Source organism: Peribacillus sp. NPDC055009, from assembly GCF_053608705.1.
Map to the genome: position 1 here is coordinate 29,964 of NZ_JBSGVZ010000001.1, position 14,540 is coordinate 44,503.

Genomic DNA, 14,540 nt, shown 5'->3' on the forward strand with positions numbered 1-14,540 from the left:
TATTTAGCTATGACTTGTAGGCATTTTTGTGTTTCGTCTAGTTTTTTGCTACAGCTGGGTAACATAAACTTATAAATTAACTATGGTGGTGAAATCTTGATGTTATCTTCTATAAAGAGGTTCTTGATTGGGAGACCTTTAAAGTCAAATGCACTTGGTGAACAAAAGCTTAACAAAACAAAGGCTTTGGCGATATTATCTTCTGATGCTTTGTCTTCGGTTGCATATGGACCGGAGCAAATATTAATCGTCCTGATCACGGTCGGTGCTGCAGCATTTTGGTATTCCATCCCAATCGCGATCGGAGTATTGATCCTGTTAACTGCTTTGATTTTGTCCTACAGACAAATCATTTTCGCTTATCCGCATGGCGGGGGGGCATATGTAGTTTCAAAAAACAATTTAGGTGTCAATCCAGGGTTGATAGCCGGAGGATCCTTGTTGGTCGATTATATATTAACTGTAGCTGTAAGTGTTTCTGCAGGTACGGATGCAATCACGTCCGCTTTTCCCGGCCTGCATTCATATAATGTGGTCATAGCCATCATTTTTGTGATACTACTTACAATCCTGAACCTTCGGGGGGTTACGGAGTCGGCCTCTGTTTTGGCCTATCCGGTTTACCTATTCGTTTTAGCATTGTTCATCTTGATTGGTGTTGGAATTTACAAGATTTTGACGGGAGGAGTTTCACCGGAATTGCACGCATCAATCGGGACTCCGGTAGCGGGTATCAGTTTATTCATACTGCTAAGAGCATTTGCATCAGGAAGCTCCGCATTGACAGGAGTCGAAGCGATTTCCAATGCAATCCCGAACTTTAAAGATCCAGCCCCGAATAATGCTGCGAAAACTTTAATAGCGATGGGTTCCTTGCTAGCTGTATTATTTTCGGGAATCGTATTCTTAGCCTATTATTTAAGCATTGTTCCGAGCGCAGAGGTAACGGTCGTCTCCCAGATTGCTGAAGAGATCTTTGGACGGAATTTCATGTATTTCTTCATTCAAGGTACGACTGCCTTGATCTTGATACTTGCGGCCAATACTGGCTATTCGGCTTTCCCTCTGCTTGCGGTAAATCTGGCGAAGGATAAATTCATACCAAGGGCGTTTACGATTAGAGGGGACCGATTAGGGTATTCCAATGGAATCATCATACTGGGACTTGCATCCATCATCTTGATAGTCGCATTTGAAGGACATACAGAAAATCTCATTCCGCTTTATGCGGTAGGGGTATTCATTCCATTTACGTTGTCCCAGACTGGCATGATTGTTAAATGGGTTCGCGAAAAGCCAAAAGGCTGGATGATGAAATTAACCATTAATTCAATTGGTGCCATAATTAGCTTTATCGTCACGATGATATTCTTTTTAACCAAATTTACTCAGGTTTGGCCTGTGTTGATTTTTTTACCTATCATCATTTTAATTTTTCATCGAATTAAAAAGCATTATGAAGCAGTTGGTGACCAACTAAGGATTACAACATGCGAGCCGATCTTACCAATTGAAGGGAATATCATTATCGTACCTGTGGCAGGTATAACTCATGTGGTTGAGAACTCTTTAAATTATGCAAAATCTCTATCTGCTCATCAGGTCATTGCCGTTTATGTCGCTTTTGAAAGAGAAGACGAAAAGAAATTCGAAGAAAAGTGGGAAAAATGGCAGCCAGATGTCAGACTCGTTACACTGAATTCTTATTATAGAAGTATCATTCAGCCACTAACTAAATTTGTGGACACAGTTGAACATAAGGCTAGTGAATCCAATTATAAAGTAACGGTGATCATCCCCCAATTCATTCCGAAGAAGGGCTGGCACAATATACTTCATAACCAATCAAGTTTACTGATCCGCGCCTACTTACTTTATAAAAGGAATGTGGTTGTTACGACTGTGCCATATCATTTGAAGAAATAAGTTCCATATCTATAACTGGAAGCAAACCTGCATAAGGTTTGCTTTTTTTATAATCTTATAAAAAAAGACAGCAGTACAGCTGTCTTTTCTCCAACTAAACGCTCCCGATTTATTAGCATCGGAAGCTTTCTTTGTGTTGAACACTATTTTTGCAAAAACACTTCATAAAATTACCAAGGGTCAATTCAAATAAAGCGAACATATTAAAAAGAAGACAAAATGAAATTTATTAGCTTTGAACTTACATATGGGGGTTGAATATGGATATATTATTAGCTCTCTTGCCGGCACTATTCTGGGGAAGCATCGTTTTATTTAATGTGAAACTCGGGGGTGGGCCATATAGTCAAACATTGGGTACAACCATTGGCGCATTGATTTTTTCAATAGGTGTTTATATTTTTGCCGATATTAAGTTGTCATTTCTCGTGTTTGGAGTCGGGGTTGTCTCTGGATTGTTTTGGGCCGTTGGACAAGCTAATCAGCTTAAGAGCATTGATTTAATGGGAGTATCCAAAACAATGCCGATATCTACTGGAATGCAGCTCATTTCAACGACTTTATTCGGGGTCATTGTTTTTAACGAATGGTCTACAATGAAAGCAATCATTTTAGGCGTCTTGGCATTAGTCTTCATTATTATAGGAATTGTCTTGACCTCCTTGGAGGATAAAGAATCAAAAGAGGGCAAATCGGGAAACTTGAAGAAAGGAATTGTTATTCTCCTCATCTCGACATTCGGTTATTTGGTTTATGTGGTCGTGGCCCGTCTTTTCGATGTTGATGGATGGTCAGCATTGTTCCCTCAAGCGATAGGGATGGTAATAGGCGGTCTGTTATTGACTTTTAAACATAAACCGTTTAATAAATATACGATTCGCAATATCATTCCGGGATTGATATGGGCTGCAGGGAATATGTTTTTATTCATATCCCAGCCCCGTGTGGGAGTGGCCACTAGTTTTTCCCTTTCGCAAATGGGCATTGTCATCTCAACTCTCGGCGGGATCATCATTTTACGTGAAAAGAAAACGAAACGCCAACTAATTGGAATCATAATCGGAATTATCTTGATCATCATTGCTGGGATTATGCTCGGGATGGCAAAAAGTTAATTGGAGGGTGATTAAATGTATACAGATTTAGAAGGTAAGGTCGTTGTTATAACCGGTTCATCCACTGGTTTAGGGAAAGCGATGGCCATTCGCTTTGCCAAGGAAAAGGCAAAGGTCGTGGTTAATTATCGCACTAAATCAGAGGAAGCGGATAGTGTAATGGAGGAAATCAAAACAAATGGCGGGGAAGCAATTGCAGTAAAAGGCGATGTCACCGTTGAAGAAGATGTGATTAATCTTGTTCAATCAGCGATAAAGAATTTCGGGAAACTCGATATATTCATCAATAATGCAGGAATTGAAAATCCGGTTCCGTCTCACGAGATGCCGTTAAGCGACTGGAATAGGGTAATCAATACCAACTTAACGGGAAATTTCTTGGGCTGTCGTGAAGCTATCAAGTATTTTGTCGAGAACGACATTAAAGGGAATGTTATAAACATGTCCAGTGTACATGAGATGATTCCCTGGCCTTTATTCGTTCATTATGCTGCAAGCAAGGGCGGGGTGAAGCTGCTTACGGAGACACTGGCACTTGAATATGCACCAAAGGGAATCCGTGTGAACAGCATTGGTCCTGGAGCCATCGCCACGCCAATTAATGCCGACAAGCTTGAAGATCCCGAAAAGAAAAAGGATCTTGAAAGCATGATTCCGATGGGGTATATCGGAAAGCCTGAAGAAATTGCTGCGGTTGCTGCATGGCTGGCATCTTCAGAGTCCAGTTATGTAACGGGCATCACTCTATTCGCTGACGGAGGAATGACGAAATACCCTGCATTCCAGGCGGGAAGAGGATGAATTTTGTTTAATGATGCAAAAAGACTCCCAGCAGGCTCAAACCGGCTGGGAGTCTTTTTTTAATCATTAACGAGTATGATGATTATACCAGCTAATGAAATTATCCACGACCGTATCGATAAACTGGACAGTCGACTCATGTGTAAGCCTGCCTTCGTTATCGATTTTGTCATGCACTGCACCAACATATACTTCATTCCCTGGAAGGAGTGGGGAGGCGATGCCTATTGCGAATAAGATTTCACGCAAATGCAATTGAGCTTTAACCGTTCCTAATTGCCCCATTGAAGCACCCATGATCCATGATGGTTTGCCGATTAAGACTTTATCGACACGTGATAACCAATCGATTGCATTGCCCAATACACCTGGAATCGTACCGTTGTATTCAGGAGTTACCCACAAAACTGCATCTGCTTCGGCCACTTTGCTTTTAAATTCTTTTACAACTGATGGAGGGTCATTTTCAATATCTTGATCATAAAAAGGTAAATCCCGAATGTTCAATATTTCGAGATCGAACCGATCTTGATATCTAGATTGAATATATTTGGCAAGCTTAAGGTTGTAAGACTCTTTACGGATACTTCCCACTATTGCAACAACTTTCATCTTCAATACCTCCAATGATTTTTATAATGGATAATCATGTAAATGTATTCCACTTACCTATTATAATTGGAATGTAAATGAAAGGGAAAAAGGATGCTTGGGAAAAAGTTGAGTTAGAGCTTAATAAACAAATTCCTCTCGAACATTCATTCACTTAGGGTTACCCTGCAAAGTTAGACTCGAAAATTAAATAGATTTGTTTGTGCCAATCCAATCCCCATTACTAGAACTCACCAAACAATATTGCATTTGTTTTTAATTTAATATTATGACCATTCCTATAGGGATTAAGGAAAAATCCTTTCAGAGAAAATGAAATAAGACGCTTGAAAAGTAAATAATGAAATATCATGAAGACCGTAAGTGAAATGTTTTTTTTTTGCTTGAAAACTATTTCACTAAAATGATAGGAGAGGATGAAGTTGATCTTTCGTACCATTGATACGGACAAAGATAAAGATATTATCGTTAAATTCAGGAAAGATTCCTTTGTTGTAAGTTTTGGATCTGAGGCAGGTTTTGGAGATGAAAATACATATCTGCAACGAATGGAAGAAAGGGTCCGCAAATTCCCGGGGGGACAGGTGATCATTGAAAAGGACCAAGTACCGATTGGGCAAATGGAACTTCGAATTCGGGAGTATGAAGGAACTGAGATCGGCTATGTAGATCTATTTTATCTTATTCCCGGATACCGCAGTAAAGGCCTTGGCAAGGAATTGGTTCGCTATGCAGAAAACTTTTTCGGGCGATTTAATGTATCCGAATATCATTTAAGGGTTTCTCCGGATAATCAAAGGGCGATTCGCTTATATAAGAATTCAGGCATGATGAAGATAAGGGAAGAAAATGAAATATACCCAGTATGGAGAATGGGCAAATCATTATAGAATATAAAATTTAACTATATTAATATAATTAAAAGGCGTCAATCACTATACTGTGAAAATATTTTAACCGATGAAAAATAGGGTTGACTTTAGAGAAATTAGAATATATAGTGAAGGACATAATTAAATATAACGTTAATTCTTATCAAGAGATGTGGAGGGACTTGGCCCTATGATACCTCGGCAGCGGGTTTTTACTTTTGTAAAAATACTGTGCTAATTCCAACGGACGAAAGTTTGAAAGATAAGAAGGAGCTTTTCTTAGATAATTAATTTAAGAGTTTACTCTTTTTTATGTCTAAAGAGGCCTCTTCTGTCTGATGACGGAAGAGGCCTCTTTTGTTTATTCAAAATGTATATGGTTATTAGGGAATTTGGTGCAATTACTCATGAGTTTCGCAGATTTACTCGTGAGTTTCGAATTTAACCCTATCATTATGAAGCGTTGCAAAGCTCTTCTCTCTGGATAATGAATTCGTACAAATAAACAACATGGGGGGAGATTGGATGATTGAGTTTCAAAATGTTAAAAAGGTATATCAAACAAAGAAACAGACTGTCGAGGCTTTGAAGGGCATTAATTTGACAGTGGAAAAGGGGGATATATTCGGTGTAGTCGGTTATAGCGGGGCCGGGAAGAGTACGTTGATCAGGTTGGTCAATTTGCTTGAACATCCTTCAGCTGGTTCGGTGATTGTTGGGGGCAAGGATTTAACCAAATTGAGCGCGAAGGAATTACGGGCAGAAAAGAAAAAAATCGGGATGATCTTTCAGCATTTCAATTTGCTAAACTCAAAGACCGTTTTTGATAATATCGCCATGCCGCTGATTTTATCGGGAACCCCTGGTAAAGAAATCAAAAAGCGGGTAGGCGAGCTGTTGGAGTTCGTTGGCTTATCGAGCAAAGCAAAGAGTTATCCGGAACAATTATCCGGCGGTCAAAAGCAGCGGATCGGCATTGCGAGAGCATTGGCTACCAATCCATCGATCTTATTGTGTGATGAAGCTACCTCGGCATTGGATCCGCAAACAACGAGTGCTGTTCTGCAGCTCTTAAAGAAAATCAATAAAGAATACAATATTACCATTCTGCTAATCACTCATGAGATGTCTGTCATTCGGGAAATTTGCAATAAGGTAGCGGTCATGGAGGGCGGATGCGTCGTTGAACAAGGTTCGGTTTTCGAAGTTTTTGCGAAGCCGCAAACGGATATTGCAAAAAACTTCGTGAGAACGGTCATACATGACGAAATTCCACAAAGTTTCCTAAAAAGCATAGGGTCCCATATCCCGATTATTTGGAAAATTAATTTTATTGGGACTACTTCGGGTACTCCTTTGCTTTCAACCATCTCGAAGAAATATGATGTTCATTTAAGTGTTTTATCAGCCAATATTTCTGAAATTCAGGAAACGCCTTTCGGGAATTTGATCATCGAAGTGACCGGGAATAAAAATGAGGTGGACAAGGCTTATCAGTATATTAAAGATGAGGGGATTCTCGTCCAGGAGGTGCAGATAAATGGGTAATACGCTTTGGGGAATGGAAATAACGGCAGATCAGCTGTCGACAGCTTTCGGTGACACACTTTATATGGTAGCCATCTCATTGGTATTTTCCGGATTGATTGGTCTTCCGCTTGGTATCCTGCTTGTCATTACAAGAAAGGGTCATATCCTGGAGAATAAATGGGTCTTTAATGTATTGAACCCGATCATCAATATATTGCGGTCGGTTCCTTTCATCATCTTGCTAGTAGCACTTATTCCGTTTACCAGAATGATTGTAGGCAGTGCGATCGGAACGAATGCGGCCATTGTTCCGCTAATCTTTTACGCGGCTCCTTATATCGCCCGGCTTGTGGAGAACTCCCTGTTGGAAGTGGACAAAGGGATCATCGAGGCAGCTCAGGCGATGGGGGCGACGACATGGCAAATCATTTATCGTTTTTTGATTCCTGAGGGACTTAGTTCGTTGATCCTTACATTTACAACAGCGACAATCGGGCTTGTTGGATCTACGGCCATGGCAGGTGCCGTCGGTGCAGGCGGGGTCGGAGATTTAGCTTTGGCTTACGGTTATCAAAGGTTTGATACGATGACGATGATCGTCACAGTGGCGGCGCTCGTGATCATCGTTCAATTACTGCAATCCACCGGGAATTTTGTTTCAAGAAAAATCAGAAGAAGATAAAAATAACAGGAGGTAGGAGAAATGAAGAAAATCTTATTAACGATCATAGTATTGGCATTGGCCATCTTGTCTGCAGCATGCGGGAAAGAAGAAGGTGCATCAGGCGGTTCGGATGATGTGAAAACAGTAAAAGTCGGTGTCAGCAGCGGGGATACAAGAACATGGGAATACATTGTCGACATAGCGAAAGAGGAAGGGCTTAATATTGAACTGGTCACTTTCAATGATTATATCCAACCGAACCTTGCTTTAAGTGAAGGTGAAATTGATGCCAATTCATTCCAAACGGTCGCATACTTCGATGAATTCGTTCAAGACCAAAATCTGAAATTAGAGGCCATCGGGTCGACTGTCATTGCTCCTATGGGCCTTTATTCGAAAAAACATAAAGATCTCAAGGATCTTCCGGATGGCGCTACGATTGCCGTTCCGAATGAAGCAACGAACTTTGGCCGTGCATTGCTTCTTCTTCAGGAAGCTGGATTGATTACATTGAAAGAGGAATTCAATGGATCGGGATCATTGGAAATCATTAAGGAAAATCCGAAAAACTTGAAAATCCAACCTGTTGCTGCCGGCAATACACCGCGTCTATTGGATGATGCCGATGCTTCAGCCATCAATAATAACTTTGCAGTCGAAGCAGGCCTTACTTTAAAAGATTCTTTATTCCATGAGAGTAAAACGGCGAAACCATATATTAATATCATTGCAGTTAAAAAGGGTAATGCCGATCGTCCTGAGCTGCAAAAATTAGTGGAGCTTTATCAATCGAAAAAAGTGGAAGCGTTCATTGAAAAAACGTTTAAAGGAAACACCATTCCTGCATATGTTTCTGTAGATGAATTAGTGAATTACCAGGATGCTTGGACAAAACCAGCTAATGAAAAATAATGATTCAGATTCAAAACGAGTGAAGGAATGCCGGATGGATTCAAGATGCCTATCCGGTTCCTTAAACCAAAAAGGGGAGATAAGAATATGGCGAGAGAATTAGTGCAGAAGCAGCATCAGCAGATCATTGAAGATCACATCGACTTTCATTCCAAATTATATATCGAAACGAGTCAAGCCATTCATGCTAAACCCGAAATTGGGAATCAAGAGTTTTTCGCTTCGGATACATTAACCGGAATACTTCGAAATGAAGGATTTGAAGTAACCCGCAATATTGCCGGGCATGAAACAGGGTTTATCGCCAAAAAAACCTCTTCAAAGAAAGGTCCCACAATTGCCTTTTTAGCCGAGTATGATGCATTGCCGGGTTTAGGCCATGCTTGCGGCCATAATATCATCGGCACAACGAGTGTTGCAGCAGGCATTTCCTTGGCTCAAGTGCTGGAGGAAACGGGCGGAGAGGTGATTGTTTTCGGAACACCGGCAGAAGAGGGCGGGCCGAATGGAAGCGCAAAAGGCAGCTTTGTGAAGCACGGTCTATTTGATGGGGTTGATGCGGCAATCCTTATCCATCCTGGTGGGCATACGCGTGTCACAAGTCCATTTCTGGCAGTCGACCCCCTAGATTTTCATTTTTACGGGAAGTCAGCACATGCAGCAGCTGCACCTGAAGAAGGCGTGAATGCACTTGACGCGGTGATTCAGCTGTTCAATGGCATTAATGCTTTGCGTCAACAGCTCCCGACCGAGGTCAAAATCCACGGAATCATCACCAATGGCGGGGAAGCTCCTAACATCATTCCCGAATATGCTTCAGCCAGATTTTACATTAGAGCAACAACATGGAAACTTTGCCAAGAAGTATCCAATAAAATACGTGCTGTTGCCGAAGGGGCAGCACTTGCCACAGGAAGTACGGTTAAAGTTGAACGTTTCCAAAATGAAGTACTCGATTTTGTCATTAATCCAGTTCTGGATGAACTGTTAAAAGAAGAACTGGCTCAATTAGGGGAAGCAGTGGGTCCTCGAAAAGAGAGTGGCTTTGGCTCGACGGATGCAGGTAATGTAAGCCATGTAGTGCCGACAGCACATCCATATATAAAAATTGGCCATGATGAGCTGATTGCCCATACGAATGAATTTCGCGACTGTGCCAAATCTCCTGCTGGAGACAAAGCCATCCTGACCGGAGCAAAAGCCCTTGCACTTACAGGGTATAAATTGATTTCGGATAAAGACCTGTTGGATAAAGTGAAAGCAGCATTTCATGAAGCGAAGCAAAAATAAATAAGATGCAGGAAAAAATTGTTGACTGCGGATCACAGAGTTAGTATTATAAAAACAATAATACCAAGTAATTTAATAGGGGTTATAGGTTAATTGACCGGAAAACCGGAGACTTTTCTTTCATGTAAAGAGGTGTCTTCGGTTTTTTTTTGTGAATGGGCAAGTCGGAAGATTATCAAAAGGAGGATTTAGCATGGGGATATTATTACGTAAAGCCATTGAGAAAAAAAGAAACTTCCTGATAAACAAGTTGATTAACAAGGGAATTTATAAAAAGAATGACATCCATCTATTTGAATTAACCTTAACCGATTTAGAGAATGAATATATTAAAATAAGCAAAATTGAAGAGAAGGAATCCGACGATTATTCCCCCTGTCTAAGGATACATTTCATATAATATCAGAATAAAAGGAGAGGGTGAAATGAGGAAGAGTGTGGAAGAAAGGCGGAAGGAATTAATCTTTAAACTTATGATCCATACTGTAAATAAGACTGTGGAACAGCTTATGAAGTTAACCTTAAAAGAATTGGAAACAGAATATAAAAAGGTTCAAAATGAATGTCATCCCCATAGTGATGCGGGTTCGATACAATGGATCAATACAAAACGGCATTAGGTTGAATGTGTAACCTCAATGTTGCATGAAAAATTTCATCATTTTGCTAACGGCAGCCTGGGCTGATTCTGCATGATATTTTGAATTGTAAGGATCACTGAATCCGTGTTTTCCGTTGAATTTATGAACCTCGACATTCGTTCTTTCTAAAACTGAAATTAACTCGTCCACATTAAATGATGGCTCTTCTAGTGGGAAAAATAGCAATGCAGGGCATTGTGGCGCCAATTCTGTATAATTCCTAATACGCGAACCGTAGTAACCAACTATTCCATCGACACACTCTTCCTCACTGCACAGCCAAGCTACAGTTGCCCCTGCACTGAATCCAAGAATAAAAATCTTTTGGTATTCATCTCTTATATCCGATAATATATCCTTTATCTCATATAAAGCACCCGTGAAGCCAACGTTCTCCATAAAATGTCGATAAGCAGCAGCCTCTTGGGAATAATCAAAAGGCGTCTCGCGGTCTAACAAATTCGGACAGATTACATCAAAGTCATTGTTTGATAATGACTCACAAATACCCTGCATATGTTGGTTCAGTCCATATATTTCGTGAATGACAATGATGACAGTATCGGACTTTTTCTGTATGTGCAGCATTTTTTACCTCCTGATGCGAATTTCTTCTATTATAAATACAGCCGTCTCCCTTCAGACGCTATATGCGAAGGGGGATAGCACCGTTTTTTAATAAACATGGAAATGAACTAGGTTCTCTTTCAAATGAATGATTAGGTATAGGGAAGTTCTTTTCCTTCTAAACATGCTTTTAAGTTAGCCAAACTAAGTTCATATCCGTTCATGTTAATGGATACTCTAGTGCCTTCGGATTCTGGGAATATTTCAAAAGTGAAAACGAGTTTATCCGAATCCGAAGAATAAGAAAACCTTTCGCAAGGGATTATCTCTTGGATTGTAAAGCTCATTGGGATGCTTTCATTCTCTTTAAGATTGTTATGTGCACTAGGCATTAATACGAAGATTGCCTTCTCTCCAACCTGGAGTTTAGGAATATTCCATTTTGAACCCGGGGCATACCATTTTGAAATGATTTCATCATTCGTGATCGCATTCCAAACCGTTTCTTGGTTTTCATGAATTAGAACAGAGTTCCTATCAGTATTCATTTGACTAACCTCCGTATTTTTCTTGGATTATATAGAAAGTTCAGGAAATATACAAGACCCCACCAAGCTTCTTTAACCGGGTGACAATATTGTAAGACGGCAGCTTAAACTGTTAGGAAGAACGATGGCGATATATTTCCTTTCTCTTTAATATGTAAGAAAAAGAGGAAGGTTGGGTATGAAATGGACTTTTTTGAGTTGAATACCAATGTATTCAGAATGATCAATGACTTAGGGAAACAGTACGATTATTTAAACCCTTCTGCCATTTTCATTGCCGAGTACATGGTATTTTTATTAGCTTTGGCAGTCATCGTAATATGGTTCACTCGAAATGAACAGAGTAGGATGATGGTTGTTTGTGGGATGATTACGTTTGTAATAGCTGAAGTGATGGGGAAAATAGCAGGGAGATTACATTATAATAATCAGCCATTTGCCGAATTGGCCAATGTTAATCAGTTAATTGAAAAAGCAGTGGATAATTCATTTCCAAGCGACCATACCATCTTGTTTTTCTCGTTTTGTGTATCTTTTTGGCTTTTCAAAAGAGGATGGTGGTTGTTATGGATCATGCTGGCTTTCCTTGTTGGCATTTCCCGTATTTGGGTAGGTGTCCACTTTCCGGCGGATGTGCTGGCAGGAGCAATACTGAGCACCATTTCAGGATTGGCGGTTTACCTTGTTGTTCCTAAAATAAGCGTGATTCATAAACTATTAGGGGGATATGAGAGGTATGAACAAATGGTTCTATCCCCGTTAACTAAATCGAAGGAAAAAAAGTCAAAGGATTTGTAAGTGAAAACAGGGTTGCTCAGGCAGCCTTTTTTTTATAATACAAAAATATCCATATGGTGATTCTGATGGTAAAATTAAGTGAAAGCAATCCATCGTAATGGGGGGATTAATATTGATCGATATCCAAGAAATCAAAGACATTATCAGGCATCGCTATCCATTTCTTTTAGTTGATAGAGTTTTGGAACTGGAAGAAGGAAAGAGGGCGGTGGCCATTAAAAACGTTACGGCAAATGAAGAGTTTTTTTCTGGTCACTTTCCCGATTACCCAGTGATGCCAGGTGTGTTGATCGTGGAGGCATTAGCACAGGTAAGTGCTGTTGTCATGCTTACAAAAGAAGAAAATAAAGGACGGATCGGGCTTTTGGCCGGGATCGATGGATGCCGTTTTAAAAGGCAAGTAAAACCAGGGGACCAATTACGTTTAGAAGTGGAGATTACTCGCTTGAAAGGTCCTATCGGTAAAGGAACAGGCAGGGCTACTGTCGAGGGGGAAACTGTATGCGAGACAGAGCTCATTTTTGCTTTTGGTGATTGATGGTGATAATGATAAAAAAAGCTTACGGGTATGTGACAAGAATCAATAATGGAGAAACACAGGTATTGGTTTTTCAACATCCCATTAAGGAAGCCGGTATACAGATACCCAAGGGAACGGTGAAGCCTAAAGAAGATGCTTACCAAGCAGTGATTAGGGAAATGAAAGAAGAAACAGGTCTGGAAAATTTTCATGTGGAGAAATTAATAACAGAAGATTTTTGGGAGAACGTCGATGGTGCCATACATAATAGATATTTTTATCAAATAAGTGTATCGAATGTTCCTGATGAATGGGACCATCAGCCGCCGGGTGGAGGAGATGAAGCGGGGCTGACATTTCATTTCTTCTGGATTTCATCCGAACATGAAGTGCAACTTATCAAAGGGCATGGAGATTATTTAAACCGGATATTTACTTAACCTGCAGTTTATCACAGCCGGCCAAGATCATTATTGATCTTGGTCAGCTGTTTTTTAATGATCAGGTTTGTTTTTCGGTAATGAAAGTTTTTACGGTTGGCGGTTCATATGTATTGAATTGATCAAGAAGTCCATTTGGTTCAACATCCACCAGCGCCATGGAACGGAACTTTTCATGCAGGAACTGTTCGTCGGCCATATGGTTGAATAAAGCGACCAAAGGATCATAATAGTGATTGATATTTAAGAGTCCGCAAGGTTTTTGATGAAGACCAAGCTGAGCCCAAGTGAAAATCTCAAAGAATTCTTCCAATGTTCCTGGCCCGCCTGGCAAGGCCATGAACCCATCTGCAAGCTCAGCCATTTTTGCTTTTCTTTCATGCATGGATTCCACGACGATCAGTTCGGTTAAATTCTTATGTGCTATTTCCTTTTTTTCTAGAAAATCTGGCATTACGCCAATTACATTTCCGCCTGCTTCCAAAACGGAATCTGCAACTGCACCCATGATCCCTACACTTGAGCCCCCATAGACAAGGGTAATCTTACGTTTTGCCAGTTCCGCACCCAGTTTTTTAGCCTCTTCTACATAGATAGCAGATGCACCTTTGCTCGATCCACAAAATACAGCTAGACTTTTCAAAATATCACATCTCCCATTTAGTAATCTTCCTTTCTTATCATACAAAATTCAAGGGGATTTGTTAAACTTGAATTATCTAACTCACGAGTAAAACAGTGAAACTCATGATTAAACAGCGCAAACTCACGTGTATATCGCTCAAACTCACGTGTATATGCTCAAACTCACATGTAAACAGCACGAACTAACGATAAAGGGGTTCTTAATAAATGTTTAAGTATACAGTCTGTTTTGTAAAGAAGAATAATGAACTTCTCATGCTTAACCGGGAGAAAGCTCCAATTATGGGTGTTTGGAACGGGGTGGGAGGCAAAATCGAGAAAGGTGAAACGCCTGATATAGGTGCACAGCGTGAGGTATTTGAGGAAACTGGGATAGAGGTGGAGCCTTTTTTTTCTAAAGGAACGGTAACCTGGGAGACTCCAGAAGGTGAAGTGGATGGAATATATGTATATTTGTATATGGCGGATGAGGATTTAATATATGAAACACCGAAAAAAACGCGGGAAGGCATTCTTGATTGGAAATCCATTGATTGGATACTTCATCCACTTAATCTCGGAATTGCTGAGATGGTCGCACAGTACTTGCCGGTATTAATGAAAAAAGAAGGAGACTATACATTCACTTACAAAAATGGTCAAATATATAATTCCTGAAA

The 14,540-nt window shown here is 40.2% G+C and carries 18 protein-coding genes and 1 riboswitch; of the genes, 14 read left to right on the forward strand and 4 right to left on the reverse strand.

Annotated features, from left to right (window positions below):
* Positions 1-99 precede the first annotated feature (99 nt).
* From ACWF5P_RS00125 to ACWF5P_RS00135, 3 genes are all read left to right on the forward strand, one after another.
* Positions 100-1,926, forward strand: coding sequence for an APC family permease (locus tag ACWF5P_RS00125; RefSeq protein ID WP_350302948.1), 1,827 nt, complete (start codon positions 100-102; stop codon positions 1,924-1,926).
* Between the two features lie 260 nt (positions 1,927-2,186).
* The gene (locus tag ACWF5P_RS00130) at positions 2,187-3,041 is read left to right on the forward strand and encodes a RhaT/GlcU family sugar-proton symporter (protein ID WP_101223334.1); all 855 of its coding nucleotides are present in this window, start codon (positions 2,187-2,189) and stop codon (positions 3,039-3,041) included.
* A gap of 15 nt (positions 3,042-3,056) precedes the next feature.
* On the forward strand, positions 3,057-3,842 hold the full coding sequence (locus tag ACWF5P_RS00135) for an SDR family oxidoreductase (RefSeq protein WP_101223333.1): 786 nt from the start codon (positions 3,057-3,059) through the stop codon (positions 3,840-3,842).
* Between the two features lie 66 nt (positions 3,843-3,908).
* On the opposite strand, the gene ACWF5P_RS00140 is transcribed toward ACWF5P_RS00135, so the two are convergent.
* Positions 3,909-4,454, reverse strand: a complete 546-nt coding sequence (locus ACWF5P_RS00140) for an NADPH-dependent FMN reductase (protein ID WP_101223332.1) — start codon at positions 4,452-4,454, stop codon at positions 3,909-3,911.
* A gap of 422 nt (positions 4,455-4,876) precedes the next feature.
* Here ACWF5P_RS00140 and ACWF5P_RS00145 point away from each other — a divergent pair, with 422 nt between their 5' ends.
* From ACWF5P_RS00145 to ACWF5P_RS00175, 7 genes are all read left to right on the forward strand, one after another.
* Positions 4,877-5,344, forward strand: coding sequence for a GNAT family N-acetyltransferase (locus ACWF5P_RS00145; protein ID WP_434167815.1), 468 nt, complete (start codon positions 4,877-4,879; stop codon positions 5,342-5,344).
* A 139-nt stretch (positions 5,345-5,483) separates the two neighbouring features.
* Positions 5,484-5,595, forward strand: a riboswitch (SAM riboswitch).
* A 256-nt stretch (positions 5,596-5,851) separates the two neighbouring features.
* Entirely contained in the window at positions 5,852-6,874 is a 1,023-nt protein-coding gene (locus tag ACWF5P_RS00150; protein WP_434167814.1) for an ATP-binding cassette domain-containing protein, read from the forward strand.
* 13 nt (positions 6,875-6,887) lie between these two features.
* Complete coding sequence (locus ACWF5P_RS00155) at positions 6,888-7,538, forward strand: methionine ABC transporter permease (RefSeq protein ID WP_053537357.1); 651 nt, start codon at positions 6,888-6,890, stop codon at positions 7,536-7,538.
* Positions 7,539-7,559: 21 nt separating this feature from the next.
* Positions 7,560-8,432 (forward strand): MetQ/NlpA family ABC transporter substrate-binding protein, encoded by an 873-nt coding sequence (locus tag ACWF5P_RS00160; RefSeq protein WP_101223329.1) that lies wholly within the window; start codon positions 7,560-7,562, stop codon positions 8,430-8,432.
* 87 nt (positions 8,433-8,519) lie between these two features.
* Positions 8,520-9,722: an amidohydrolase gene (locus tag ACWF5P_RS00165; RefSeq protein ID WP_434167813.1), complete on the forward strand. Its 1,203-nt coding sequence runs from the start codon at positions 8,520-8,522 to the stop codon at positions 9,720-9,722.
* 193 nt (positions 9,723-9,915) lie between these two features.
* A complete protein-coding gene (locus ACWF5P_RS00170; RefSeq protein ID WP_434167812.1) occupies positions 9,916-10,122 on the forward strand; it encodes a Fur-regulated basic protein FbpA in 207 nt (68 codons plus the stop codon).
* 25 nt (positions 10,123-10,147) lie between these two features.
* The gene (locus ACWF5P_RS00175) at positions 10,148-10,342 is read left to right on the forward strand and encodes a Fur-regulated basic protein FbpA (protein WP_101223327.1); all 195 of its coding nucleotides are present in this window, start codon (positions 10,148-10,150) and stop codon (positions 10,340-10,342) included.
* A 15-nt stretch (positions 10,343-10,357) separates the two neighbouring features.
* Here the strand turns inward: ACWF5P_RS00175 and ACWF5P_RS00180 are convergent, their stop codons facing one another.
* A complete protein-coding gene (locus ACWF5P_RS00180) occupies positions 10,358-10,951 on the reverse strand; it encodes a dienelactone hydrolase family protein (protein WP_434167811.1) in 594 nt (197 codons plus the stop codon).
* A gap of 131 nt (positions 10,952-11,082) precedes the next feature.
* Positions 11,083-11,478, reverse strand: coding sequence for an SRPBCC domain-containing protein (locus ACWF5P_RS00185; RefSeq protein WP_434167810.1), 396 nt, complete (start codon positions 11,476-11,478; stop codon positions 11,083-11,085).
* A 183-nt stretch (positions 11,479-11,661) separates the two neighbouring features.
* On the opposite strand from ACWF5P_RS00185, the gene ACWF5P_RS00190 reads away from it, so the two are divergent.
* The 3 genes from ACWF5P_RS00190 to ACWF5P_RS00200 all read left to right on the forward strand — a co-directional run bounded on the left by ACWF5P_RS00190 (position 11,662) and on the right by ACWF5P_RS00200 (position 13,236).
* Complete coding sequence (locus ACWF5P_RS00190) at positions 11,662-12,276, forward strand: undecaprenyl-diphosphatase (protein ID WP_434167809.1); 615 nt, start codon at positions 11,662-11,664, stop codon at positions 12,274-12,276.
* Between the two features lie 112 nt (positions 12,277-12,388).
* A complete protein-coding gene (fabZ, locus tag ACWF5P_RS00195; protein ID WP_063575217.1) occupies positions 12,389-12,814 on the forward strand; it encodes a 3-hydroxyacyl-ACP dehydratase FabZ in 426 nt (141 codons plus the stop codon).
* The gene (locus ACWF5P_RS00200) at positions 12,814-13,236 is read left to right on the forward strand and encodes an NUDIX hydrolase (protein ID WP_452444407.1); all 423 of its coding nucleotides are present in this window, start codon (positions 12,814-12,816) and stop codon (positions 13,234-13,236) included. Before fabZ ends, ACWF5P_RS00200 begins: the two co-directional genes overlap by 1 nt.
* 61 nt (positions 13,237-13,297) lie before the next feature.
* Here ACWF5P_RS00200 and ACWF5P_RS00205 read toward each other — a convergent pair whose 3' ends face one another.
* Positions 13,298-13,879 (reverse strand): LOG family protein, encoded by a 582-nt coding sequence (locus ACWF5P_RS00205; RefSeq protein ID WP_452444408.1) that lies wholly within the window; start codon positions 13,877-13,879, stop codon positions 13,298-13,300.
* A gap of 209 nt (positions 13,880-14,088) precedes the next feature.
* On the opposite strand from ACWF5P_RS00205, the gene ACWF5P_RS00210 reads away from it, so the two are divergent.
* Complete coding sequence (locus ACWF5P_RS00210) at positions 14,089-14,538, forward strand: NUDIX hydrolase (RefSeq protein ID WP_101223321.1); 450 nt, start codon at positions 14,089-14,091, stop codon at positions 14,536-14,538.
* Positions 14,539-14,540: the final 2 nt, after the last annotated feature.

What these genes read in the sequence shown, in the direction of transcription:
- ACWF5P_RS00125 (WP_350302948.1), top strand. Translation starts at nt 100, where the DNA reads ATGTTATCTTCTATAAAGAGGTTCTTGATTGGGAGACCTTTAAAGTCA.
- ACWF5P_RS00130 (WP_101223334.1), top strand. Translation starts at nt 2,187, where the DNA reads ATGGATATATTATTAGCTCTCTTGCCGGCACTATTCTGGGGAAGCATC.
- ACWF5P_RS00135 (WP_101223333.1), top strand. Translation starts at nt 3,057, where the DNA reads ATGTATACAGATTTAGAAGGTAAGGTCGTTGTTATAACCGGTTCATCC.
- ACWF5P_RS00140 (WP_101223332.1), bottom strand. Translation starts at nt 4,454, where the DNA reads ATGAAAGTTGTTGCAATAGTGGGAAGTATCCGTAAAGAGTCTTACAAC.
- ACWF5P_RS00150 (WP_434167814.1), top strand. Translation starts at nt 5,852, where the DNA reads ATGATTGAGTTTCAAAATGTTAAAAAGGTATATCAAACAAAGAAACAG.
- ACWF5P_RS00155 (WP_053537357.1), top strand. Translation starts at nt 6,888, where the DNA reads ATGGAAATAACGGCAGATCAGCTGTCGACAGCTTTCGGTGACACACTT.
- ACWF5P_RS00160 (WP_101223329.1), top strand. Translation starts at nt 7,560, where the DNA reads ATGAAGAAAATCTTATTAACGATCATAGTATTGGCATTGGCCATCTTG.
- ACWF5P_RS00165 (WP_434167813.1), top strand. Translation starts at nt 8,520, where the DNA reads ATGGCGAGAGAATTAGTGCAGAAGCAGCATCAGCAGATCATTGAAGAT.
- ACWF5P_RS00170 (WP_434167812.1), top strand. Translation starts at nt 9,916, where the DNA reads ATGGGGATATTATTACGTAAAGCCATTGAGAAAAAAAGAAACTTCCTG.
- ACWF5P_RS00175 (WP_101223327.1), top strand. Translation starts at nt 10,148, where the DNA reads ATGAGGAAGAGTGTGGAAGAAAGGCGGAAGGAATTAATCTTTAAACTT.
- ACWF5P_RS00180 (WP_434167811.1), bottom strand. Translation starts at nt 10,951, where the DNA reads ATGCTGCACATACAGAAAAAGTCCGATACTGTCATCATTGTCATTCAC.
- ACWF5P_RS00185 (WP_434167810.1), bottom strand. Translation starts at nt 11,478, where the DNA reads ATGAATACTGATAGGAACTCTGTTCTAATTCATGAAAACCAAGAAACG.
- ACWF5P_RS00190 (WP_434167809.1), top strand. Translation starts at nt 11,662, where the DNA reads ATGGACTTTTTTGAGTTGAATACCAATGTATTCAGAATGATCAATGAC.
- ACWF5P_RS00200 (WP_452444407.1), top strand. Translation starts at nt 12,814, where the DNA reads ATGGTGATAATGATAAAAAAAGCTTACGGGTATGTGACAAGAATCAAT.
- ACWF5P_RS00210 (WP_101223321.1), top strand. Translation starts at nt 14,089, where the DNA reads ATGTTTAAGTATACAGTCTGTTTTGTAAAGAAGAATAATGAACTTCTC.